Here is a 22,131-nt window from a genome sequence, read left to right on the forward strand (position 1 = left end):
GGTCCGGCAGCGCTTTCGTCGCACTCGCCGCTTATCGCGACATATGCGCGTCCATGTCCTCCAGAGGCACGCCCTTGGTCTCGGGAAAGTAGAGGAACACGGTAACGAACTGCACCGCCATCATCGCGGCGAAGAACAGGAACGGCAGCCCCGCCGACCACGCCGCGGCGATCGGGAAGACTTGCGCGATCACCGCGTTCCAGCCCCAATGGCTCGACGAGCCGATGCTTGACCCGCGCGCGCGGACATTCTGCGGGAAGACTTCCGAGATATAGACCCAGATCACCGCGCCCGAGCCGGGCGCGAAGAACATGATGAAGACGATCAGCGACGGCAGCAGCAGCCAGTTGGGCAGCACGCCCAGCAGCGCGAGCCCGCCGACGGTCAGCGCGCCGGTCATCCCCGCCGAGCCCCACAGCAGCAGCGTGCGCCGACCGATCCGGTCGATCAGCAGCATCCCTAGCAGCGTGAACACCATGTTGGCGACGCCGATCATCACCGCCTGGAGATCGGGCGACAGGCTGCCGCCCGACGCCTTGAAGATGTCGTTGAGGTAATAGAGGAACGCGTTGATGCCGCTGAACTGGTTGAACATCGCGACCAGGAACGCGAGCGTGATCGGCTTGCGGTGGCGCGTCCACGACAGCGACGCATCGCCCTTGGGCGCATCGAGGTCCGCGCGCGCGACGTCGGGGCTCATGCCGACCAGCGCGAGCACCTGCTTCGCCTCGACGTCGCGGCCCTTGGCGAGCAGCCAGCGCGGCGAATTGGGGATGCGGAAGAGGAGCGCGAAGAACACCAGCGACGGCGCCGCGACGATCCCGAGCTTCCACCGCCACTCGACATCGCCGAGATCGAGCGACCCGATGACCGCGTTCGAGACATAGGCGAGCAGGATGCCGAGGATGACCGCGAACTGGAACCCGCCGACCATCTTGCCGCGCTGGGCTGGCGGCGCAAGCTCGGCGATATAGGCGGGCGCGAGCACCGACGAGCCGCCGATCGCGATGCCGTTGATGAAGCGGAAACCGATGAAGCTGTGCCAGTTCCACGCCAGCGCACAGCCGAGCGCGGTAACGACGTAGAGGAAGGCGAGCATCCGCAGCGCGTTGCGGCTTCCATAACGATCGCCGGGCACGCCGACGAACAGCGCGCCGATCAGCGTACCCCAGAGTGCCGACGAGACGGTAAAGCCGAGCCACGCCTCGCTAAGCGCGAACTTCACCTTCAGCGCGCCGGTGACGCCGGCGATGACCGCGGTGTCGAAACCGAACAACAGACCCGACAGCGCGGCCGTGGCGACGCTCGCGATCAGGATGGCGCGGGGCTGCGCCGAGAGGGGCGAAGCGGGAGCAGCGATCGTCATGCCCCACGTTCCAACAGTTTGACGGCCGTCGCAAGCCTCCCAAGGCCCGGCGGCGATCGAACGGCGCGTTCGGACAACGAAAAGACCCATTTCCGGTCTTTGAAACCGCGTTAACGACTAGCCCGTAGCGCTACGTTATGGAGCATGGTGCGAGGTACAGGGTGACTATCGATCACGGTCGGCGGTTGAGGCCAATACGCATGATCAGGCGCTTGGCCGGACTCGTAGCGATCTGTCTCGGTCTGGTCGCAACCCCCGCTTTGGCTGCGTGCGGCGTCACGCCGGCATCGCCTCCAGGGTCGCCACCAGTACCACTGGCCGATCTCGGAACCTTTTCGCCGGCCGCCTTATTCTCGACCGACACGCTCCCGTCGGCGATGCCCTACGTCGCCATGACCGGATCGTTCGGGTGCAACTCCACGCCCCTGCTGGCCTTGATGAGCAGCGACGGCCTGGTCGTCACCGTCAAGTCCGGTACCGTCTACACGCTTAAATCGGCGGCGGGTGCGACCGCCACCTATCAGCTGGCCGCGGATTCGGGCGGGCAGAACCAGTTGGTCGCGGGCACGCCGCGCACCATCATCAACGGCACGACATCGCTGCTGACCAACACCCGCGCCGCCGTACCGCTATACCTGAAAGCACGAAGCACAACCCGCCTCGCGCCCGGCATCTATACCGGCAACTTCGAAGTGAAATGGGACTGGTCGTTCTGCACGCTGCTGGGTGCCAAGGTCCTCGGACTCGACGTCTGCGTGCTGAGCGATACCGGCAGCGCCAGCGGTCTCATCAGCATGACGATGACCGTCGCGGAAAAGGGCGCGATCGTCACGATCTCGCAAAAGACCACCTGGGAGGCATCGGCTTCCACCAACAACCCAAAAGCTATTCCTGGTTCGAAATTGCGGATCATGCTGAAGATCGAAAATCCCGACATCGTGCCGCTCGACCTCAATACGCTGGCGGTGACATTGCCGACCCCCGCGGGATTGCGCGTTGCCCTCGACGGGGACGGCACGGGATCAAGCCCAGCAGTACAGGGTGGCAACACGACGGGCACGACTGGCCTGAGCTTCGATTATTACGGCCCATCGGACACGAGCGACGACGTCGATTTCGCGAGCGGCAACGGCGTCTGGGGCTACATCCCCACGGCTGGAGATGCGGCGACGCAGGGGAACGTGACCGCGGTACGCTTCAGTCCCAAGGGCAAGATGGCCGCCAACACGGCGTACACCATCTCGATCCCCTATTCGGTGAAATGATCAGGCAAGGGTTTCGGTGGCCGGCGATACGGGCGTACCGCCGACGATCTCCATCTTGGTCGCGGTCGAGCCGACTTCGATCCCCGCCTCGCGGAACTGGCGGAGCAATGTGAACAGCAATTCGCTGCGCATCGGATAGGCATCGCGCGGGCTCGCCACGTACGCGAAGCAGTTGAACTTGGCACGGCCGGCGTCGATCGAGTCGATGAACACCTTGGGCTCGGGATCGTCGAGCACCTCGTGCTTTTCCGCGAATGCCGCGAACAGCATCGTCCGCACCGCATCGAGATCCTCCTCGAGCGGCACCGAGAATTGCAGCTGGATCCGGCCGATCGGCGCGGCCAGCGTCATGTTCTGGATCGTCTTGGTGATCAGTTCCGAATTGGGGACGATCAGCGTCGAGCGATCCGCCACCTGGATCTCGGTCGAGCGCACGTTGATGCGCTTCACGTCGCCCTCCATGTTGCCGATCCGCACGAGATCGCCGATCTTGACCGGGCGTTCGGCGAGCAGGATCAGCCCCGAGACGAAGTTTTGCGTGATCGCTTGGAGGCCGAAGCCGATCCCGACCGACAGCGCGCCGAGCACCACGGCGAGCTTCTCCATGCCGATCCCGAGCGCGCCGAGCGCCCACAGCACCGCGGCGATGATCCCGGCATAACGCGCGACCATCATCACCGAATTCTGCGCGCCCGCGTCCATCGCGGTGGTCGGCAGATAGCTGTTCACCAGCCAGTGCTGCAGCCCGCGCATGATCGCGAGCGCGACGAACAGCACTGCGATCGCACGCAGCACCGCGCCCGGCGAGATCGTGACCTGGCCGATCGTCACGCCGTTCGCGACCGTCCCGAACAGCTCGAACGCCGAGCCGACACCCGCCCCGAACGGCGCCATCACCGCGCCGACCGCGAGCAGGATCAGCAGCAGCCGCAGCACCGCCGACAGCAGCACGCCGATCTGGTCGACGGTCTTGTTGTCGACCCCAAAGCCGCTGTTCGCCGAACGCCCGAGCCGGTTGCCGCTCGACAGCAGCGTCCGGCACGCATCGTCGGTGAAGGTCATCATCAGGTACAGCGACGCGCCAACGATCGCGCCCCACAGCAGCCACGTCGCGACCTTCAGCGCGAAGTTCACATAGCCGATCAGGCCGGCGAGCAGCGTCACGACCAGCACCAGCCAGACGAGCGTCGCGACGATCGCGAGCAGCGTGTTGCGCGCGGGCTTGGTCGGATCGGGCAGCGCGGCGGCGCGCAGCCGTCCGAGTGTTACCAGGATCGCGCCGAGCAGGACGATGTGGAGCAGCGCGACGACCGCGTTGGCCGCGCTCGATGCCGGTGCGCTGATGCCGATCAGCATGTTCGTCGCGATCAGCAGCTGGCCGAAGAAGATCAGGCCCGCCGCCATCCAGGTGTACGGCCGAAGCGCGTTCGCCGCGGGGTCGCCGATCGGCAGCAGGCGCCAGGTCGACTGGCCGCGCAACAGCAGCGCGCCGCCGAGTGACGAGACGAACGCACAGAACCAAGAGATCCCGACGAAGAGCGCGCCGAACCGGCTCCAGGCGGGCGACACGAGCCCGGCCCAGCGCAGCGATGCAACGATCGCCCAGGCGGCAAGACCTGGTAGCGCGGTGCCGATCACGACCAGCCACAGCGCATAGGCCGAGCGTCGCAGGCGACCGCCAGGTGCGTGGTTGGTCGCGTATCGACGGCCGACGCCGTGCAGCCAGCGTCGTAGCGGCACGATCAGCAGCAGCGCGGTGAGTATCCCGATCAGCAGGCCGGTGCCGGCGCGCATGTCGAACCGCGCGCCGAACTGGCGGATCTCGACATTGGCGAACCGCATCAGTCGCGCCGTGTCGCGCGGCAGGTGATCGACGATCGCGGCCCACAGGGTGGGAGATAGCGGCGAACCGGTGTTTTCGGACAATTGCTGGCCGAGTTCCTCCGCTTCGGCCGCACCGATGTCGTCGATCTGCTGCTTGGCCTCGATCCCGATGAGGCGGGCGCGCTTGATCGCGGAGTCGATTCCGGATTGGCTCTGCGCGAGTAGCTTGCGTTGCTGGCGGATCTCGGGCGCTTCGACGACGCCGGGGGTGGCGGCACCGAGTTCCGCGACGCGCGCCTGGACGAGAGCCATCTCGGGGGTGAGCGTGCGGACGGCGTCGGCGGCGGTGGTCTGCACCGCTTGCGCGCGAGTCCGGAGGGCTTGCCGCGCCTTGTCGTCGCGCGCGGCGGGCGTCGCGTCGTCGATCGCCTGGAGCTCGGCGGAGGCTTGGGTGAGGCTGGCGGCGACGATCGCGACCTTGGGCTCGTCCTGCGCGGTGGCGGGTAGCGCGGTGACCGCGGTGACCGCGAGGAGGAGCGCGGCGAGGTAACGGAGGAGGGTCATCTGGGGTGCTGTACAGCGGTGGGGCCGGAAACGGGAGGGGGGTGGCGCTGGGCTTGGGTACCGGCACCGCTGCCGCTGTTTTCGGCAAGGCCTCAGGATGAGCGCTTGCCCATCACACGTCCCACCCCGGCGAAGGCCGGGGTCCAGTTGGAGAGGTCGCTGTAACTGAGCGTTGGCCTAAATCACAAGCCGCTCCCAACTGGGCCCCGGCCTCCGCCGGGGTGGTGTTAGGTGGGACGCGGTCCTGCAAACACAGCCGCCGGCCAGCCCCTCCTTGTTCTCCCGCGAAGGCGGGAGCCCAGACTGGGTCCCCGCCTTCGCGGGGAAACAAGAAGCGCGGTCCGCTGCGGCAAATTGCCAGTAGAAACGCAGACCCTTCCACTCCCCGTCATCCCGGCGAAGGCCGGGACCCACCGTCCCGCACATTCAACTCTCTCGACCCTGCGGAACGGTGGAAGCCGGAACGAGTCCGGCATGACGGGCGAGGGGCGCTAGCGACGTGAACCGGCTAGCGCGCCCGCTTAGTCGAGTTCGAGGATCACCTGATCCACCGCCAGACTATCCCCCGTCTTCGCCGCGACCGACTTCACCGTCCCCGTCTTCTCGGCGCGCAGAATGTTCTCCATCTTCATCGCCTCGACCACCGCGAGCGCCTGCCCCGCCTCGACCTTGTCGCCCGCTGCGACGTCGAGCCGCACCAACAACCCCGGCATCGGGCAGATCAGGAACTTCGACAGGTCGGGCGCGACCTTCTCGATCAGATGCGCGGTGTACGGCGCGACGCGGGCGGGAAGGACGCGGGCGACATGGCTCGCCCCTCGCGCGGTAAGCTTGAAGCCGGCGCGCGCCTTGGCGATGCGGATCGTCAGGTGCTCGTCGCCATCCACACCATGACCGTCGGCGACCACCATCCGGTCGCCCGGCGTGTATTCGAGCGCCAGATCCAGGTCTTCGCGATCAACCATGATGCCATCGGTCGAGACGGTGACCGCGTGGTCGGTCTTGTCGATCGTCACCGACCAGTCGGCGGGCGGGCGGAGGCGCCTGCCGAGCTGGCCATCAATGCGGCGGGCGCGATCGGCTTCCGCGGTGGCCGCGAACGCGGCAACGGCGGCGAGCGTCTTCAGCAGTTCGGCGTCGGCCGGGGCGCCGTGGAACCCGTCGGGATATTCCTCGGCGATGAAGCCAGTGGTGAGCGCGCCCGACTGGAAGCGCGGGTGCTGCATGATCGCCGAGAGAAAATCGATGTTGTTGCCGGGGCCGTCGAGCTCGAACGCGTCGAGCGCGGCGATCTGCGCGGCGATCGCGCCGTCGCGAGTCGGCGCCCAGGTAATGAGCTTGGCGATCATCGGGTCGTAGAACATGCTGACCTCGCCGCCCTCGCGGACGCCGTCGTCGACACGGATTCGAGGTTCTTCTGCTCCCCCTCCCGCAGGCGGGAGGGGGGAAGTTTCGGGCGGGTTGTAGCGCACCAGGCGCCCGATCGACGGCAGGAAGCCGCGATACGGGTCCTCGGCGTACACCCGATTCTCGATCGACCAGCCGTTCAGCTTCACCTCGTCCTGCCCGAACCCCAGCGGTTCCCCGGCAGCAACCCGGATCATCAATTCAACCAGATCCAGCCCGGTGATCTCCTCGGTCACCGGATGCTCGACCTGGAGCCGGGTGTTCATCTCGAGGAAGTAGAACCCCTCTCCCGTCGTGTCCGCGCCCGAGACAATCAGCTCGACCGTGCCCGCCGAAAAATACCCCACCGCCTGCGCCAGCGCGACCGCCTGCTCGCCCATCGCTTTCCGCATCTTGGGCGTCACGAACGGCGACGGCGCCTCCTCGACGACCTTCTGGTGACGCCGCTGGATCGAGCATTCGCGCTCGTTGAGATAGACGATGTTGCCGTGCTGGTCGCCGATCAGCTGGATCTCGATGTGCCGCGGCGATTCGATGAACTTCTCGATGAACACGCGGTCGTCGCCGAAGCTGGCGAGCCCCTCGCGCTTGGTCGCCTCGAAGCCTTCGCGCACGTCCTGCTCGCTATACGCGAGCCGCATGCCCTTGCCGCCGCCGCCGGCCGACGCCTTCATCATCACCGGATAGCCGATGCCGCCGGCGATCTCGACCGCGTGATCGGTGCTGTCGATCTCGCCGAGATAGCCCGGCACGACGTTGACGCCCGCCGCCTTGGCGAGCTTCTTCGATTCGATCTTGTCGCCCATCGCGGCGATGGCTTTGGGTGGGGGGCCGACGAAGGCGATCCCGGCCTCGGCGCAGGCGAGTGCGAAACTCTCGCGTTCGGAGAGGAAGCCGTAGCCCGGATGGATGCAGTCCGCGCCGGTCTCCTTGGCGGCGAGCAATATCAGTTCGGCCTTGAGATAGCTCTCCGCGGCGGGTGCCGGCCCGAGCCGGACCGACTCGTCGGCCATCAACACATGCGGCGCGCGCGCGTCGGCGTCGGAATAGACCGCGACGGTCTTGATGCCCATCGCCTTGGCGGTCCGCATGACGCGGCACGCGATCTCGCCCCGATTGGCGACCAGGATTTTCTTGAACATCACTCGCCCTACTCTGTGCCGTCTTGCCGGACGCGGTCCGGGTGCGGACTGGTTATTGGTACCACATCATCGTCTTGAGCTGTTTCGTTCGGGCCTGCGTTAGGTCGGTCCGGCATCCGGCAATCGTCATGCCCTGCGCCGAACCGCCGGCATATTGCCCGCCTTCGATCACGCACTGCGTATCGCGGAACTTGAGCCACGCGCGCTGGCTCTCCAGCAGCGCTGCGGCATAGCCGAACCCGCCGCCACGCGACCCGTCCTGCGCGTCGCGACCCTTCATATAGGCGTAGGTCCGCTTCCACTGCGCCGCCATCGCTGCATCCGCCCGCGCGTAACTCGTACCGGCGGAGGCGTTCATCGTCGCCTGCGACTGCATCGGAGCAGCCGCGGTCATCAGGAGTGCGATCAGCAGCATGTCTTTGCCTCCCGCATCGGCTCCGCGCCGACCATCGGCTTCATCCCGAGCTTCGCCAGCAGCCTCGCATCGGCGCTGTCGCCAGCGTTGCCGGTGGTCAGCAACTTGTCGCCGGTGAAGATCGAGTTCGCGCCCGCCATGAAGCAGAGCGCCTGGGTCGCCTCGGACATGCTCTCACGCCCGGCCGACAGGCGCACCATGCTGAGCGGCATCGTGATCCGCGCGACGGCGACCGTCCGGACGAACTCGATGTCGTCGATCTGCGCCATCGGCGTGCCGGCGAGCATGTCGCCGAGCGGCGTGCCCTTGACCGGGACCAACGCGTTGACGGGGACGCTCTCCGGGTGGCGCGGCAAGGTTGCCAGCGCGTGAACGAAGCCGACGCGGTCGCTACGCGTCTCGCCCATCCCGACGATCCCGCCGCAGCAGACTGAAATGCCTGCGTCACGCACGTTCGCCAGCGTCTCGAGCCGGTCGCCGAAGGTACGCGTGGTGATGACGTTGCCGTAATTCTCGGGCGAAGTGTCGATGTTGTGGTTGTAGTAATCCAGGCCCGCGTCGGCGAGCTGCCTGGCCTGGTCCGCGTCGAGCATGCCGAGCGTCATGCAGGTCTCGAGCCCCATCGCGCGGACGCCTTCGACCATCGCGACGACCTTCGGCATGTCGCGCGGCTTCGGGTTGCGCCAGGCGGCACCCATGCAGAAACGCTGCGAGCCGGCGGCCTTGGCCTGCGCGGCGTCGGCGAGGACCGCGTCGACGTCCATCAGCTTTTCCGCCTTCAGGCCGGAGTCGGACGAGGCGGACTGCGAGCAATAGCCGCAATCCTCGGGGCAGCCGCCGGTCTTGATCGACAAGAGCGTGCAGAGCTGGACTTCGCCGATCGCGTGATGCGCGCGGTGGACGGTCTGCGCGCGGTACATGAGTTCGTCGAACGGGAGGTCGAAGAGCGCGGCGATTTCGGGGCGGGTCCAGTCGGTGCGGACGCCCGGCGCAGCAGTCGCAACGGCGGGGTCTGCGACGGGGGGACGGAGGAGGGTTTCGATCATCATGCGGCCTTTGGTCTCTGGTCGTTTCGCGTCGTCGCATAGCGCGTGCGCGCAGCGACGTAACTGGTGGGCGATGTCACTTGGCCGCCATCGCACGCTTCACGCGCGCTTCGAATTCGGGCCCGCCGCCGTCGCCGAAGCCGTAGGCGGTATGGACCTGCCGCCCCTTGGCATCGAACAGATAGACGCGCGGAATGCCGACCTTGCCGTCGGGGATGTCGCGGATGTCCTTGCCGATGATCTGGCGGTACGCATCGACGTCAGCGACCACGTAATCGATGTCGCTCATGCCGGCGCGCTGCAGGAACTGCGCGATCGCCGCGGGCGGCTGGGTGCGATCGGGACTGCCCTCGCTGCGGTTGATGTAGAGGAAGTTGTAGCCGCTGCCGAATTCCTTCCGCATCTTGTTCAGATACGGGGCTTCGGCGATGCACGGCGGGCACCAGCTCGCCCAGATCGATACGAGGGTGGGCTTGCCCGGCTTGATGCGCGATCCGAGCGGGATCGGCTTGCCGTCGCGCGTCTTCACCATGACTTGCGCGATCGTAGAGATCGAGCGGCCGGTGGTCGGCGCGGTTTCCTGCGCCACAGCCGGCGCGATACTGAAAGCGGTCAGCGCCATCGCCAACACCCTGGTGCGCATGTTTATACCCGTTCCTCTTCCGGTGCCATGTTGTGGCCGAGCAGTTTTAACACGTCCTCGGCGGCCTGGATCAGGTTGGTGCCGGGGCCGAAGATCGCCTGGACCCCGGCATCGCGCAGCGCCTGATAGTCCTGTGCGGGGATGACGCCACCCGCGATCACCTTGATATCCGCGCGGCCCGCCTCGCGGAGATAGCCGATCAGTTCGGGGATCAGCGTCTTGTGGCCGGCGGCGAGTGACGAGGCACCGACGATGTCGACGTCGTTTTCAAGCGCGAGCGCGGCGGCTTCGGCGGGGGTCTGGAAGAGTGGGCCGGGGACGATCTCGAAGCCCAGGTCGCCGAACATCGACGAGACGAGGTTGGCGCCGCGGTCGTGGCCGTCCTGGCCCATCTTGGCGACGAGCATGCGGGGTTTGCGGCCCATCCGGCGCTCGGTGGCTTCGACGCCGTCGGTAAGGCGGGTCCAGCGCGCGTCGTCCTCGTACGCGCCACCGTAGATGCCGGAGACGGGGGTGGGTTGCGTGCCGTAGCGGCCGAACACGTCCTCCATCGCCGACGAGATTTCGCCGAGCGTTGCGCGGGCGCGAGCGCAGTCGACGGCGAGCGCGAGGAGGTTGTTCTCAAATCCTCCCCGATTCGGGGAGGTGTCGGCCGAAGGCTGACGGAGGGGGGCTTCCTCCGGCGAATCCGTTTGTGGAACGCCCCCTCCACCAGCCGTTGGCTGGTCCCCCTCCCCGTTCCGGGGAGGAATTCGCGCACCTTCCCGTAACGCATCTAGCGCAGCGCGGCATGCGGCTTCGTCGCGCGTCGCCTTTACCCGGTTGATGCGTTCGATCTGGCCAGCGCGCACGGCCACGTTGTCCACGTCGAGGATCTCGATCGCGTCCTGTTCGGCGAGCTTGTACTTGTTGACGCCGACGATGACGTCTTCGCCGCGATCGACGCGCGCCTGACGCCCAGCCGCAGCTTCCTCGATCATCGCCTTGGGCCAGCCTGCCGCGACCGCCTTCGCCATGCCGCCTTCGGACTGGATTCGCTCGATCAGTGTCCACGCGCCGTCGACCAGCGACTGAGTCAGGCTCTCAATATAATAGCTGCCGCCGAGCGGATCGACGACCTTGGTCATCCCCGTCTCTTCCTGGATCACGATCTGCGTGTTGCGCGCGATCCGTGCGGAAAAGTCGGTCGGGAGTGCGATCGCCTCGTCGAGCGCGTTCGTATGCAAGGATTGCGTGCCGCCGAGCATCGCCGCCATCGCCTCGATCGTCGTGCGCATGACGTTGTTGTACGGATCCTGCTCGGTGAGCGAGACGCCCGACGTCTGGCAATGCGTCCGCAGCATCTTCGAGCGCTCGTCCTGCGCGCCCAATTGCGTCATCGCGCGGTGCCAGAGGACGCGGGCGGCGCGGAGCTTGGCGATCTCCATGAAGAAGTTCATGCCGATCGCGAAGAAGAACGACAGCCGTCCGGCGAACTTGTCGATGTCGAGGCCGCTCGCGACGCCGTATTTCACATATTCCATGCCGTCGGCGATCGTGAAGGCGAGCTCGTGGAGCTGCGTCGCCCCGGCCTCCTGCATGTGATAGCCGCTGATCGAGATGCTGTTGAACTTGGGCATCTCGCGCGACGTGTAGCCGAAGATGTCCGAGATGATCCGCATGCTCGGCTCGGGCGGGTAGATATAGGTGTTGCGGACCATGAACTCCTTGAGAATGTCGTTCTGGATGGTCCCGTCGAGCAGTTTGCGGTCGACGCCCTGCTCCTCGCCGGCGACGATGAAAAAGGCGAGGATCGGGATCACCGCGCCGTTCATCGTCATGCTGACCGACATCTTGTCGAGCGGGATGCCGTCGAAGAGGATCTTCATGTCCTCGACCGAATCGATCGCGACGCCAGCCTTGCCGACGTCCCCGGTGACGCGGGGGTGGTCGGAATCATAGCCGCGGTGCGTGGCGAGATCGAACGCGACGCTCAGACCCTTCTGGCCGGCGGCAAGGTTGCGGCGGTAGAACGCGTTCGAGGCTTCGGCGGTGGAGAAGCCGGCGTATTGGCGGATCGTCCAGGGGCGGCCGGCGTACATCGACGCGCGGACGCCGCGGGTGAAGGGCGCGAATCCCGGGAGGCCGGGATCGGTGGTGACGTCGTCCGCGGTGTAGAGCGGCTTGACGTCGATGCCTTCCGGGGTCGGCCAGGTGAGATCGGCGCCCTTTACTTCCTTGGCGGCGAGCGCCTGCCAGTCTGCAAGCGTGGGGTTCGGTTTGTCAGTCATTACCTAGCACCTAGTTCCCCGGCGAAGGCCGGGGCCCAGCCCCTCGAATACGCCGCGCGCGGGAGCGCGTTCGATGCTGCGCATCGAGCCTGGGCCCCGGCCTTCGCCGGGGAACGAGTAGCAGAAGTCATCACTTGCCAGTAAACACCGGCTTACGCTTCGTCAGGAACGCGATACCGCCCTCCATCGAGTCCGCAGACCCACGCGCGGCGCGCTGGTTGTTGGCTTCCGCCTGCATCGCGGTCGCGTAATCCGTCTCGTACGCCGCGGTGATCGCCCGGCGCATCAGCCCGAGCGCCACCGTCGGCATTGCCGCCAGCCGCTCCGCCAGCGCGAACGCCTCGGCGTCCAGCGCATCGTCAGCAACGACCTTATGCACCATTCCCCAGTCGAGCGCCTTCGCCGCCGCCACCCGCTCACCAAGCATCATCATCTCGGTCGCCCGCGCCTTGCCGATCAGCCGCGGCAGCATCCACGACGCGCCACCGTCCGGCACCAGCCCGATGTTCACGAACGCCTGAAGGAAATATGCGCCCTCGCTCGCTACGCAGAAATCGGCGGCGAGCGCGAGGCTGCAGCCGATCCCCGCCGCAGGCCCGCGCACTGCGCTTACCACCGGCACCGACAACTCGGCGATCGCCGCCATCGTCGGATTATAGCTGCCGGTCAGTGCCGCGAACGTTGTCTCGCCCGGATTGTCCGAGCCAAGCGCCCCACCGCCGACATCCGCGCCCGAGCAGAACGCACGCCCCGCGCCTAAAATCAGCACCGCGCGCGCGCCGTCCAGATCGCCCAGCGCCGCCTTCAATTCCTCGAACATCGCCGGGGGCGCCGCGTTCAGCCGGTCGGGGCGGTTGAGCGTCAGCACTAGCACGTCGCCACGCCGCTCGCTCAGGATATGCTCGTACGCGGCCATCAGATCTCTCCTAGTGCGCGCCGGTATCGCCCGGCGTCTCCATCAACTCGACCAGCATGCCGTCAAAGTCCTTGGGGTGCACGAACACGATCGGCGTGCCATGCGCGCCGATGCGGGGCTCGCCCAGCACGGTCGCACCCTTCGCCTTCAGGTCGGCAACCGCCGCATCGATATCCGCCACCTCGAAACAGACGTGATGCTGCCCCCCCGCCGGGTTCTTGCGCAGGAAGCCGGCGATCGGCGAACTCTCGTCATACGGCTCGATCAGCTCGATCTGCGTATTCGGCGCATCGATGAAGCACACTTTCACCCCCTGCGCCGGCAGGTCGAACGGCTCACCGATCGCGGTCGCGCCGAGCAGCAGGCGATACGTCTCGACCGACTTCGCGATCGACGGAGTCGCGACCCCGACATGGTTGAGCCGGCCCAAAGTCATTGCGCATCCTTCGGTGGCGGCGGTGGCGTTGGAACGACGCCAAGCGTGTAACCGCAGACGCCGAGCACCTGTCGGATCATCGCATCGCCGGTCGGCGCGACGAAATTCGCCTGCACCGCAAAGCTCGCGCCATTGGTCGTCTCGACCCGGAGCGCCTTCGACTTGACGAGGAACGTCGTCAGCTTGGTGATAGCTTCGGGGTCGGCGGTGTACGTACCAGTCCCCGGAAACTGCCAGTTGTAGGTGAACGCCGGCCCGCCATCGAAGCGCACCGCGACGGGTTTGTCGGCGCCCGACCCGAGCGGCTGCGGCTGTATGAACTGGATCGACACGATCGGCTCGGACGCCACGTCGCACTTTACGACAAAGCGCGACAGACCGTCATTGCCTATGACCGACGCAGAGATGCTGCGCACGCCCGCCTGATTGGTACGATCGGCGAGCTTCCAGGTTGGTGTAGGTGCCGCCACGGCTGCGGCTTGAAGCAGAAGAAACGCGATCATTCCTCGATCCTCCGCTGCTGCCGACCAGCGGCCATTGCCGCGCCCTCAATCATCCCCTCAAGGCGAGACACCCGATCGCGCAGGTCACCATGCGCCCCGGCAAGACCGGCGAGCCGTCCGCCAAGCTGGGCGACGTCACGATCCAGACCATCAAGCTGATCCTTCAGCGTCAGGATCGTCTTGAAAACGCCGAATGCTTTCTCACCCGCACTCACGGTCTTTCGCCCGCCAGCACCGCATCGACCACAGCGCAGGTGCGCGCGATATTCTCACGCATCGACTGGATGGACGTCTTCATGTCGTCGACAGCGGCCTCGATCTCCGGTGCGAGAAACGCCAATGCCGCTTCCTCGTCGCGCGACGCCGGTGCGGCAATGTACCGCGTCGTCGCCTCACGCACGACGCGGCCGACAGACATGCCGCTGTTCGCCGCGAACGCATCGAGCGCGGCCTTGTGATCGGGCGTAGTCAGAAACGTCACGCGTTCGGTCTGCATGTCACGACTCCTTCGCATGACATGATAATGTGCTTATCATCATGCAACAAGCCGCCGGATCACAACGGGATGTTGTCATGCTTCTTCCACGGATTCTCCAGGCTCTTGCCGCGGAGTTTCCGTAGGCCGAGCGCGATGCGGCGGCGGGTCGAGTGCGGCTGAATCACTTCGTCGATGAAGCCCTTCGACGCGGCGACGAACGGGTTCGCGAAGCGCGCCTCGTATTCCGCGGTACGCTCGGCGATCTCTTCCGGCGTCTTGCCGCGGAAGATGATTTCGACCGCGCCTTTCGCGCCCATCACCGCGATCTCGGCGGTCGGCCAGGCATAGTTGAGGTCGCCGCGCAGATGCTTCGAGGCCATCACGTCGTACGCGCCGCCATACGCTTTACGCGTGATGACGGTGATCTTGGGCACGGTCGCCTCGGCATAGGCGAACAGCAATTTCGCGCCGTGCTTGATGATGCCGTTATGCTCCTGCGCGGTGCCGGGCAGGAAGCCGGGGACGTCGACGAACGTCACGATCGGGATCTCGAACGCATCGCAGAAGCGCACGAACCGCGCCGCCTTCTTCGACGAATTGATGTCCAAGACGCCGGCGAGCACCATCGGCTGGTTCGCGACGAAGCCGACCGTGCGGCCCTCGATGCGGCCGAAGCCAGTGATGATGTTGGCGGCATGCGCCGGCTGCGTCTCGAAGAAATCGCCTTCGTCGACGGTCTTCCGGATCAGCTCGTGCATGTCGTAAGGCTGGTTCGCCGACGCCGGGATCAACGTGTCGAGGCTCTCCTCGATCCGGTCCCAGTCATCCGCGGTAGGACGCTCGGGCACACCTTCACGGTTCGACGCAGGCAGGAAATCGAAGAAATCGCGCGCCGCAAGCAACGCTTCGATGTCGTTTTCGAACGCGTTGTCGGCGACCGAGGTCTTGGTGGTGTGCGTCACCGCCCCGCCGAGCGCCTCCTGCGTCACGACCTCGTTGGTCACCGTCTTGACCACGTCGGGGCCGGTGACGAACATGTAGCTCGAATCCTTCACCATGAAGATGAAGTCGGTCATCGCGGGGGAATAGACCGCGCCGCCTGCGCAGGGGCCCATGATCAGCGAGAGCTGCGGCACGACGCCGGATGCGAGCGCGTTGCGCTGGAATACTTCGGCATAGCCGCCGAGCGAGGCGACGCCCTCCTGGATGCGCGCGCCGCCGCTGTCGTTGAGGCCAATGATCGGCGCGCCGACCTTCATCGCGCTGTCCATCACCTTGCAGATCTTCTGCGCATGACGCTCGCTAAGCGACCCGCCGAACACGGTGAAGTCCTGGCTGAAGACGAAGACGAGGCGGCCGTTGATCGTGCCCGAGCCGGTGACCACGCCGTCGCCGGGGATCACCTGGTCCTGCATGCCGAAATCGACGCAGTTATGCTCGACATACATGTCGAGCTCCTCGAACGATCCCTCGTCCAGCAGCACGTCAAGGCGCTCCCTCGCGGTGAGCTTACCCTTGGCGTGCTGCGCTGCGATCCGCTTGAGGCCCCCGCCGACTCTGGCGGCTTCGCGGCGGCGTTCAAGCTCTTCGATCGTCGATGACATCGTCTCTCCGTCCTGCTGATTGCCTTCACAGAGCGGGATGCGATGCGCAAATGCAATGTTGCAAACTTGCCGACGTGATGTTTGCAAACTAGGCGAAGGCATGACCCTGCCCGCGCGTCGCCTCTTTGTCGGACACCGCTTGCGCGACCTGCGCCGCGTCCTCGGGATCAGCCAAGCGGCGATGGCGGCGCGGATCGGGCTGTCGGTGAGCTACCTCTCGCAGATCGAGAATGGCGACCGGCCGGTGACCGAGGGCGTGCTGATCACGCTCGCGCGTGAGTTTCCGGCGGATTGGGGGAGCATCGATGCGGCGGACGATACCGCGTTGCTGATCGCGACGCTGGAGGCGGTGTCGGATACGAGTGTGGAGGCGCCCGCGCTCGACGAGACCGCGGTGCGGCGTGCGGTGAAGCACCAGCCATTGTTGGCGCAGCGGCTCGTCGCGATGCACGATGCGTATCGCCGCGCGCAGGAGCAGTTGCGGGCGCTGGACGACCGGCTGGTGGCGGGATCGGGGGCGCCGGGGTTGCTGCCGTGGGAGGACGTGCGCGACTGGTTTCATGCGGCGGGCAATTATGTCGACACGCTCGACCGCCGCGCGGAAGAGATCGGCGAGACGTTGGGGGGAGATCGCGTGGCGGCGCTGGAGGCGCGGCTGGCAGCGCGCGGCGTTTCGGTGACGATCTCGGGCGCGCTCGCTGCACCGTTGCGCGATTACGATGGCGCGACTTTGCGGCTCGATGGATCGCAGCCGGGCGAGACGACCCTGTTCTCGCTCGCGCATCAGGTCGCACGACACGAGTTCGGCGACGTCATCGGCGGGATCGTCGCGGCGTCGGAAATGGCGTCCGAAACGGCGCGCGCACTACTGACCGCGGGGCTGACCAATTACGCGGCCGGGGCTATCGTCATGCCCTATACCCGTTTCCGCACCGAGGCGCGGAGCGTGCGTCACGACATCGATCGATTGCGGCGCATCTTCGGGACGAGCTTCGAGCAGACGTGTCACCGGCTCTCGACGTTGCAGCGCCCCGGCGCACTGGGCATCCCGTTCTTCTTCTGCCGCGTCGACATGGCGGGGAACATTACGAAGCGGCACTCGGCCACGCGGTTGCAGTTCGCGCGGTTCGGCGGCGCGTGTCCGTTGTGGATCGTCCACGAGGCGGTGGCGATCCCCGACCGGATCCTGACGCAACTGATCGAGACGACCGATGGCATCCGCTACGTCTCGATGGCGAAGGGGCTGGTGAAGCCATCCGAGACGTACACGCGACCGGCGCGGCGCTATGCGGTGGCGCTGGGGTGCGAGGAAGCGAATGCGTCGGAGTTCATCTACGCGGATGCGCTCGGGACGGGCGGGATTGCGACGCCGATCGGGTCTTCGTGTCGCGTCTGTTTGCGGACGGATTGCGACCAGCGGGCGTTTCCGCCGGCGGCGAGTGGGATACGAGTCGATCCGGACCGGCGTGGGGCTGTGCCGTACGAGGTGGTGTGACTACTCCCCTCCCTGGAAGGGAGGGGTCGGGGGTGGGTCGGCTTCCGCATGACCCGACCGTTGAGGCTCAAGCTGGCCTACCCACCCCCAGCCCCTCCCTTCCCGGGAGGGGAGCGAGAAGGCTCAGTCCTTCGGGAAGAAATGCTCCACGACGCTGTTCGCCAATCGCGATGGTCGCAGCGTTTCCGCATCTAAACAACACCAGCTCGACTTCACCTCGGCCAACACATCCTCGCCGCGCTTGATGATCGTCTCGTAGAATGCACGCGCGCCCTGTACCTTCTCGAGCAACACCGTCGCGATGACGTCGTCGTCAAGGAACGCCGGCTTGCGGTACGTAATCTCGTGCTTGAGAGCGACCCACAGGTGCCCGGCCACCGCCTCGGCGGGCGCGAGGCGCTGCCAATGGTCGATCACCGCGGCCTGTACCCACTTCAGATAGTTCGCGTTGTTGACGTGACCCATGAAGTCGATGTCGGCCGGCTCGATGCCGATGGCGTATTGATGGGGGAGCGCTGTTGACACAAGCATCATATAGCATGCGAACCTGAACATAGCGATGACGGCAGCGCTTCGATACCGACAATAAACGCTATTCCAGACGTGCCGCGCGGGCCCTAGCATCCGACCTGCGCGCGCCTCTTGTGTTGCCCAAATACAACACCATCTTTCGGCCAACACCGACCCAATCCCACAGGAATTCGTCATGAACATCGACAAATTCACCGACCGCGCGAAAGGCTTCCTGCAATCCGCGCAGACCGTCGCGATCCGCATGAACCATCAGCGCATCGCCCCCGAGCATCTGTTGAAGGCGCTGCTGGAAGACGAGCAGGGCATGGCCGCCGGGCTGATCACGGCAGCGGGCGGCGACGCCAAGCGCGCGACGTCGGAGACGGATCTTGCGCTTGCGAAGATCCCGGTCGTGTCGGGGTCGGGCGCGCAGACCACGCCGGGGATCGACAACGATGCGGTGCGCGTGCTCGATCAGGCCGAGCAGATCGCGAGCAAGGCGGGCGACAGCTTCGTCACCGTCGAGCGGCTATTGGTCGCGCTCACGCTGTCGCTCAACACAGCAGCGGGCAAGGCGCTGAAGGCCAGCGGCGTGACGCCCGAGGGGCTCAACACCGCGATCAACGGCCTGCGCCAGGGCCGCACCGCCGACACCGCGGGCGCCGAGGATCGCTATGACGCGCTGAAGAAGTTCGCGCGCGACCTCACTCAGGCGGCGCGCGACGGCAAGCTCGACCCCGTCATCGGTCGCGACGAAGAGATCCGCCGCACCATCCAGATCCTCGCGCGGCGGACCAAGAACAATCCCGCGCTGATCGGCGAACCCGGCGTCGGCAAGACCGCAATCGCCGAGGGGCTAGCCCTTCGGATCGCCAACGGCGACGTGCCCGATACGCTCAAGGGCCGCCGGCTGATGTCGCTCGATCTCGGCTCGCTGATCGCGGGTGCCAAATATCGCGGCGAGTTCGAGGAGCGGCTGAAAGGCGTGCTCGACGAGGTGAAGGCCGCGGAGGGCGACATCATCCTGTTCATCGACGAGATGCACCAGCTGATCGGCGCAGGCAAATCCGAGGGCGCGATGGATGCCGGCAATCTGCTCAAGCCCGCCCTCGCGCGTGGCGAGCTGCACTGCGTCGGCGCGACCACGCTCGACGAGTACCGCAAATATGTCGAGAAGGACCCCGCGTTGCAGCGGCGGTTCCAGCCGGTGATGGTCGGCGAACCGACCGTCGAGGACACCATCTCGATCCTGCGCGGACTGAAGGAGAAATATGAACTCCATCACGGCGTGCGGATCACCGACGGCGCGATCGTCGCCGCGTCGACGCTGTCGAACCGCTACGTCACCGACCGCTTCCTGCCCGACAAGGCGATCGACCTGATGGACGAGGCCGCGAGCCGGATCCGCATGGAGGTCGAGTCGAAGCCCGAGGCGATCGAGACTCTGGACCGGCGGATCATCCAGCTCAAGATCGAACGCGAGGCGTTGAAGCGCGAGACCGACGACGCGTCGGTCGACCGGCTCGACACGCTGGAGGGCGAACTCGTCAATCTGGAGGAGCAATCCGCCGAACTGACGACGCGCTGGAAGGGCGAGAAGGACAAGATCAACGCCGAGGCACGGGTGAAGGAACAGCTCGATGCCGCGCGGCTGGAACTCGAGCAGGCGCAGCGGTCGGGCGATCTCGCCAAGGCGGGCGAGCTTTCCTACGGTACGATTCCCGGGTTGCAGCGACAGCTCGACGAGGCGGCGGGCGCGACCAAAGGCGCGATGCTGCGCGAGGAAGTCACCGCCGACGACATCGCCGGCGTCGTCAGCCGCTGGACGGGGATCCCGGTCGAGCGGATGCTCCAGGGCGAGCGCGACAAGCTGCTGGCGATGGAAGCGACGATCGGCAAGCGCGTGATCGGCCAGGCGCATGCGGTCAAAGCGGTCTCGACCGCAGTCCGCCGCGCGCGTGCGGGGCTGCAGGATCCCAACCGGCCGCTGGGGTCATTCCTGTTCCTCGGACCGACCGGCGTCGGCAAGACCGAGCTGACCAAGGCGCTGGCCGAATTCCTGTTCGACGACCCGTCGGCGATGGTCCGCATCGACATGAGCGAGTTCATGGAGAAGCACGCGGTCGCGCGGCTGATCGGCGCGCCTCCGGGTTATGTCGGTTACGAGGAGGGCGGCGTGCTGACCGAGGCGGTGCGCAGGCGGCCGTACCAGGTCATCCTGTTCGACGAGGTCGAGAAGGCACACGGCGACGTGTTCAACGTGCTGTTGCAGGTGCTCGACGACGGGCGGCTGACCGACGGCCAGGGGCGCACGGTGGATTTCAGCAACACGCTGATCATCCTGACGTCGAACCTCGGCAGCCAGTATCTGGCGAACATGGCAGAGGGCGACGACGTCTCGTCGGTCGAGCCGCAGGTGATGGAGATCGTCCGCTCGCACTTCCGGCCCGAATTCCTCAACCGGCTCGACGAGGTGATCCTCTTCCACCGCCTCGGCCAGTCGCACATGGCGCCGATCGTCGACATCCAGGTGAGCCGTGTCGACAAGCTGCTGGCCGACCGCAAGATCGTGCTCGACCTGACAGATGCCGCGAGAGCGTGGCTGGGTCGGGTGGGCTATGATCCGGTATATGGCGCGCGGCCGCTGAAGCGTGCGGTCCAGCGCTATCTGCAGGACCCTCTCGCCGACATGATCCTGCGCGGCGAAGTAAAAGATGGCGCCACCGTCAAGGTCGACGAGGGTGACGGCAAGCTGGTGCTGGTCGTCGCCTAACCGGAATATGCGTCGAGAAAGCGGGTCAGGTGACGGCGATAGCGGTCGCCTGACCCGATTGCGCTGCGGCCGATCGGTCGACGAACCTGCGCGACGCTCGAGGTCGACACCGCCCGCTCGGTCTCGTGCGGCGCCAGCGTCCTCGGGTCCTGCGGCAGGCCGGCATGCGCCACGATCCGGGGAATCCACACCGCCGGATCGGTGACGAGTGCTTCATAGTCGACGCAGAGCAGGCGACTGCCGAGGCGCGCCTGCCAGAAGGCGAACAGCCGGTCTTCGAGCGCGAAATGCGCGGCGATCGTCTCCTGCGACCAGCTCCACGGTACGCCGCGCGCGAAATAGGTATGGAAGCACGACCATGCCGTATCCAGCGGATCGCGTCGCAGCCAGACGATCGGCGCGTCCGGCATGAGTGTCGCGACCAGTCCCAACATCCGGCTGGCATCGAGCGTCTTGTCGACCACGCGGACGCCGGGCGAAAAGCGCTCGCCGACGAGATGATCGTAGAGCCCGGTCAATGCGCCTTGGCCACGCCCGGCGCGTGCAAACCCGGCCAGCGCGTCGGGCCCGACGCCCCCCGCCTCCCGTGCGATCATCGACAACAGGTTCAACTCCCCGCCCCCGGCCACCGCCGGATGGCTCGCGAGGCTGTGCTCGACAAGCGTGGTGCCGGACCGTGGAAGACCGGTGACGAACAGGCGTGTCGACCCGGCCGCGCCGTCGAAATGCGGTAGCGCGACACCGTCCCACGCGGTTGCGGCCGCGTCAGCCTGGGCGCGATCGGCCGCGGCGTCGTACCGGCGCTCGGTCGCCACCAGTGCCGCCCCTTGCGCAAAAGCCGCAAACGCAGCGTCGATATCGCCGATATCGTCCAGTGCCTTGCCCAGCGCATAGCACAGCGCCGCGCGCGCCGCGTTCGGCACCGCGTCGGAAGCAGTCCGGCGCAATCGGTCGAGCAAGGGATCGCCTTGGGTAAACCCGTGGATCGCGGAGAGTTCGAGCCATGTCTGGCCCGACTTTGGATCGGCATCGAGCACCGTGCCGAAATAGCGGCGAGCGTCGTCGAACAGCCCCGCTTCCGACGATAGCGCACCCATGAAATGCGCGAGCCTGGTGTCTTGCGGCGAAACCTCGAGCAGCGGCACGATGCAGGCGCGGGCTTCGGCGTTACGCCCTGCGCGAGCGAGCATCACGGCTTCCCCGAACCAGCGCGCGCGATCGTCGGGCGCCGCGGCGCGGTGGCGGCGGACCGCGCGAAGGGCAAGCGTCCACTCGCCGTGCTGCGCCAGGATCTCCGCGAACGCCGCCCAGCGATCACCGACGGCCAGGTCACGGTCGAGCCAGTCCGCCAGCAGCGTGTTGATCCCGCCGCGATCGCGGATCGCGAGCAGGCGTTGGAGGTCGGCGAGCGGGGCGGCAGTCATCGATCGTTTCCACCATTCGCGGGGGGCGGTGTCAAAGGCGCGGGTCG

Annotated in this window: 18 protein-coding genes; 3 read left to right on the forward strand and 15 right to left on the reverse strand. The window is 66.4% G+C overall.

Annotated elements, in window-relative coordinates:
• Positions 1-31 precede the first annotated feature (31 nt).
• The gene (locus O6W96_RS14675) at positions 32-1,366 is read right to left on the reverse strand and encodes a sugar porter family MFS transporter (RefSeq protein WP_353470255.1); all 1,335 of its coding nucleotides are present in this window, start codon (positions 1,364-1,366) and stop codon (positions 32-34) included.
• Between the two features lie 212 nt (positions 1,367-1,578).
• On the opposite strand from O6W96_RS14675, the gene O6W96_RS14680 reads away from it, so the two are divergent.
• Entirely contained in the window at positions 1,579-2,631 is a 1,053-nt protein-coding gene (locus O6W96_RS14680; protein WP_353470256.1) for a spore coat protein U domain-containing protein, read from the forward strand.
• Here the strand turns inward: O6W96_RS14680 and O6W96_RS14685 are convergent, their stop codons facing one another.
• The 12 genes from O6W96_RS14685 to O6W96_RS14740 all read right to left on the reverse strand — a co-directional run bounded on the left by O6W96_RS14685 (position 2,632) and on the right by O6W96_RS14740 (position 15,879).
• A complete protein-coding gene (locus tag O6W96_RS14685) occupies positions 2,632-5,019 on the reverse strand; it encodes a DUF3772 domain-containing protein (protein ID WP_353470258.1) in 2,388 nt (795 codons plus the stop codon).
• 521 nt (positions 5,020-5,540) lie between these two features.
• A complete protein-coding gene (locus tag O6W96_RS14690) occupies positions 5,541-7,568 on the reverse strand; it encodes an acetyl/propionyl/methylcrotonyl-CoA carboxylase subunit alpha (RefSeq protein ID WP_353470259.1) in 2,028 nt (675 codons plus the stop codon).
• A gap of 52 nt (positions 7,569-7,620) precedes the next feature.
• Positions 7,621-7,983 carry a lysozyme inhibitor LprI family protein gene (locus O6W96_RS14695; protein ID WP_353470260.1) on the reverse strand — a complete coding sequence of 121 codons (363 nt, stop codon included), beginning with the start codon at positions 7,981-7,983 and terminating at the stop codon, positions 7,621-7,623.
• Complete coding sequence (gene bioB / locus O6W96_RS14700; protein WP_435372225.1) at positions 7,974-9,029, reverse strand: biotin synthase BioB; 1,056 nt, start codon at positions 9,027-9,029, stop codon at positions 7,974-7,976. Before bioB ends, O6W96_RS14695 begins: the two co-directional genes overlap by 10 nt.
• A 76-nt stretch (positions 9,030-9,105) precedes the next feature.
• Positions 9,106-9,651, reverse strand: coding sequence for a TlpA family protein disulfide reductase (locus O6W96_RS14705; RefSeq protein WP_353470262.1), 546 nt, complete (start codon positions 9,649-9,651; stop codon positions 9,106-9,108).
• Between the two features lie 23 nt (positions 9,652-9,674).
• A complete protein-coding gene (gene scpA, locus O6W96_RS14710; protein ID WP_353470263.1) occupies positions 9,675-11,942 on the reverse strand; it encodes a methylmalonyl-CoA mutase in 2,268 nt (755 codons plus the stop codon).
• Between the two features lie 130 nt (positions 11,943-12,072).
• Complete coding sequence (locus O6W96_RS14715) at positions 12,073-12,858, reverse strand: enoyl-CoA hydratase-related protein (RefSeq protein ID WP_353470264.1); 786 nt, start codon at positions 12,856-12,858, stop codon at positions 12,073-12,075.
• Between the two features lie 10 nt (positions 12,859-12,868).
• The gene (gene mce / locus O6W96_RS14720; protein ID WP_353470265.1) at positions 12,869-13,294 is read right to left on the reverse strand and encodes a methylmalonyl-CoA epimerase; all 426 of its coding nucleotides are present in this window, start codon (positions 13,292-13,294) and stop codon (positions 12,869-12,871) included.
• Positions 13,291-13,797, reverse strand: coding sequence for a hypothetical protein (locus O6W96_RS14725; RefSeq protein ID WP_353470266.1), 507 nt, complete (start codon positions 13,795-13,797; stop codon positions 13,291-13,293). Before O6W96_RS14725 ends, mce begins: the two co-directional genes overlap by 4 nt.
• Complete coding sequence (locus O6W96_RS14730; RefSeq protein ID WP_093400484.1) at positions 13,794-14,012, reverse strand: hypothetical protein; 219 nt, start codon at positions 14,010-14,012, stop codon at positions 13,794-13,796. Before O6W96_RS14730 ends, O6W96_RS14725 begins: the two co-directional genes overlap by 4 nt.
• Positions 14,009-14,293 carry a hypothetical protein gene (locus O6W96_RS14735; protein ID WP_353470267.1) on the reverse strand — a complete coding sequence of 95 codons (285 nt, stop codon included), beginning with the start codon at positions 14,291-14,293 and terminating at the stop codon, positions 14,009-14,011. The genes O6W96_RS14730 and O6W96_RS14735 overlap by 4 nt, the downstream gene beginning before the upstream one ends.
• A 59-nt stretch (positions 14,294-14,352) precedes the next feature.
• Positions 14,353-15,879: an acyl-CoA carboxylase subunit beta gene (locus O6W96_RS14740; protein WP_353470268.1), complete on the reverse strand. Its 1,527-nt coding sequence runs from the start codon at positions 15,877-15,879 to the stop codon at positions 14,353-14,355.
• A 100-nt stretch (positions 15,880-15,979) separates the two neighbouring features.
• Between O6W96_RS14740 and O6W96_RS14745 the strand changes: the two genes are divergently transcribed.
• Positions 15,980-17,374: a helix-turn-helix domain-containing protein gene (locus O6W96_RS14745; protein WP_353470269.1), complete on the forward strand. Its 1,395-nt coding sequence runs from the start codon at positions 15,980-15,982 to the stop codon at positions 17,372-17,374.
• Positions 17,375-17,497: 123 nt separating this feature from the next.
• On the opposite strand, the gene O6W96_RS14750 is transcribed toward O6W96_RS14745, so the two are convergent.
• On the reverse strand, positions 17,498-17,905 hold the full coding sequence (locus O6W96_RS14750) for an acyl-CoA thioesterase (RefSeq protein WP_435372226.1): 408 nt from the start codon (positions 17,903-17,905) through the stop codon (positions 17,498-17,500).
• Positions 17,906-18,080: 175 nt separating this feature from the next.
• Here O6W96_RS14750 and clpB point away from each other — a divergent pair, with 175 nt between their 5' ends.
• Positions 18,081-20,660 carry an ATP-dependent chaperone ClpB gene (gene clpB, locus O6W96_RS14755; RefSeq protein ID WP_353470271.1) on the forward strand — a complete coding sequence of 860 codons (2,580 nt, stop codon included), beginning with the start codon at positions 18,081-18,083 and terminating at the stop codon, positions 20,658-20,660.
• Here the strand turns inward: clpB and O6W96_RS14760 are convergent.
• The gene (locus O6W96_RS14760; protein WP_353470272.1) at positions 20,657-22,084 is read right to left on the reverse strand and encodes a sulfotransferase; all 1,428 of its coding nucleotides are present in this window, start codon (positions 22,082-22,084) and stop codon (positions 20,657-20,659) included. The genes clpB and O6W96_RS14760 overlap by 4 nt on opposite strands.
• Positions 22,085-22,131: the final 47 nt, after the last annotated feature.

The organism is Sphingomonas faeni (genome assembly GCF_040407495.1).
Taxonomy (GTDB): domain Bacteria; phylum Pseudomonadota; class Alphaproteobacteria; order Sphingomonadales; family Sphingomonadaceae; genus Sphingomonas; species Sphingomonas faeni_D.

What these genes read in the sequence shown, in the direction of transcription:
- O6W96_RS14675 (WP_353470255.1), bottom strand. Translation starts at nt 1,366, where the DNA reads ATGACGATCGCTGCTCCCGCTTCGCCCCTCTCGGCGCAGCCCCGCGCC.
- O6W96_RS14685 (WP_353470258.1), bottom strand. Translation starts at nt 5,019, where the DNA reads ATGACCCTCCTCCGTTACCTCGCCGCGCTCCTCCTCGCGGTCACCGCG.
- O6W96_RS14690 (WP_353470259.1), bottom strand. Translation starts at nt 7,568, where the DNA reads ATGTTCAAGAAAATCCTGGTCGCCAATCGGGGCGAGATCGCGTGCCGC.
- O6W96_RS14695 (WP_353470260.1), bottom strand. Translation starts at nt 7,983, where the DNA reads ATGCTGCTGATCGCACTCCTGATGACCGCGGCTGCTCCGATGCAGTCG.
- bioB (WP_435372225.1), bottom strand. Translation starts at nt 9,029, where the DNA reads ATGATCGAAACCCTCCTCCGTCCCCCCGTCGCAGACCCCGCCGTTGCG.
- O6W96_RS14705 (WP_353470262.1), bottom strand. Translation starts at nt 9,651, where the DNA reads ATGGCGCTGACCGCTTTCAGTATCGCGCCGGCTGTGGCGCAGGAAACC.
- scpA (WP_353470263.1), bottom strand. Translation starts at nt 11,942, where the DNA reads ATGACTGACAAACCGAACCCCACGCTTGCAGACTGGCAGGCGCTCGCC.
- O6W96_RS14715 (WP_353470264.1), bottom strand. Translation starts at nt 12,858, where the DNA reads ATGGCCGCGTACGAGCATATCCTGAGCGAGCGGCGTGGCGACGTGCTA.
- mce (WP_353470265.1), bottom strand. Translation starts at nt 13,294, where the DNA reads ATGACTTTGGGCCGGCTCAACCATGTCGGGGTCGCGACTCCGTCGATC.
- O6W96_RS14725 (WP_353470266.1), bottom strand. Translation starts at nt 13,797, where the DNA reads ATGATCGCGTTTCTTCTGCTTCAAGCCGCAGCCGTGGCGGCACCTACA.
- O6W96_RS14735 (WP_353470267.1), bottom strand. Translation starts at nt 14,293, where the DNA reads ATGCAGACCGAACGCGTGACGTTTCTGACTACGCCCGATCACAAGGCC.
- O6W96_RS14740 (WP_353470268.1), bottom strand. Translation starts at nt 15,879, where the DNA reads ATGTCATCGACGATCGAAGAGCTTGAACGCCGCCGCGAAGCCGCCAGA.
- O6W96_RS14745 (WP_353470269.1), top strand. Translation starts at nt 15,980, where the DNA reads ATGACCCTGCCCGCGCGTCGCCTCTTTGTCGGACACCGCTTGCGCGAC.
- O6W96_RS14750 (WP_435372226.1), bottom strand. Translation starts at nt 17,905, where the DNA reads ATGCTTGTGTCAACAGCGCTCCCCCATCAATACGCCATCGGCATCGAG.
- clpB (WP_353470271.1), top strand. Translation starts at nt 18,081, where the DNA reads ATGAACATCGACAAATTCACCGACCGCGCGAAAGGCTTCCTGCAATCC.
- O6W96_RS14760 (WP_353470272.1), bottom strand. Translation starts at nt 22,084, where the DNA reads ATGACTGCCGCCCCGCTCGCCGACCTCCAACGCCTGCTCGCGATCCGC.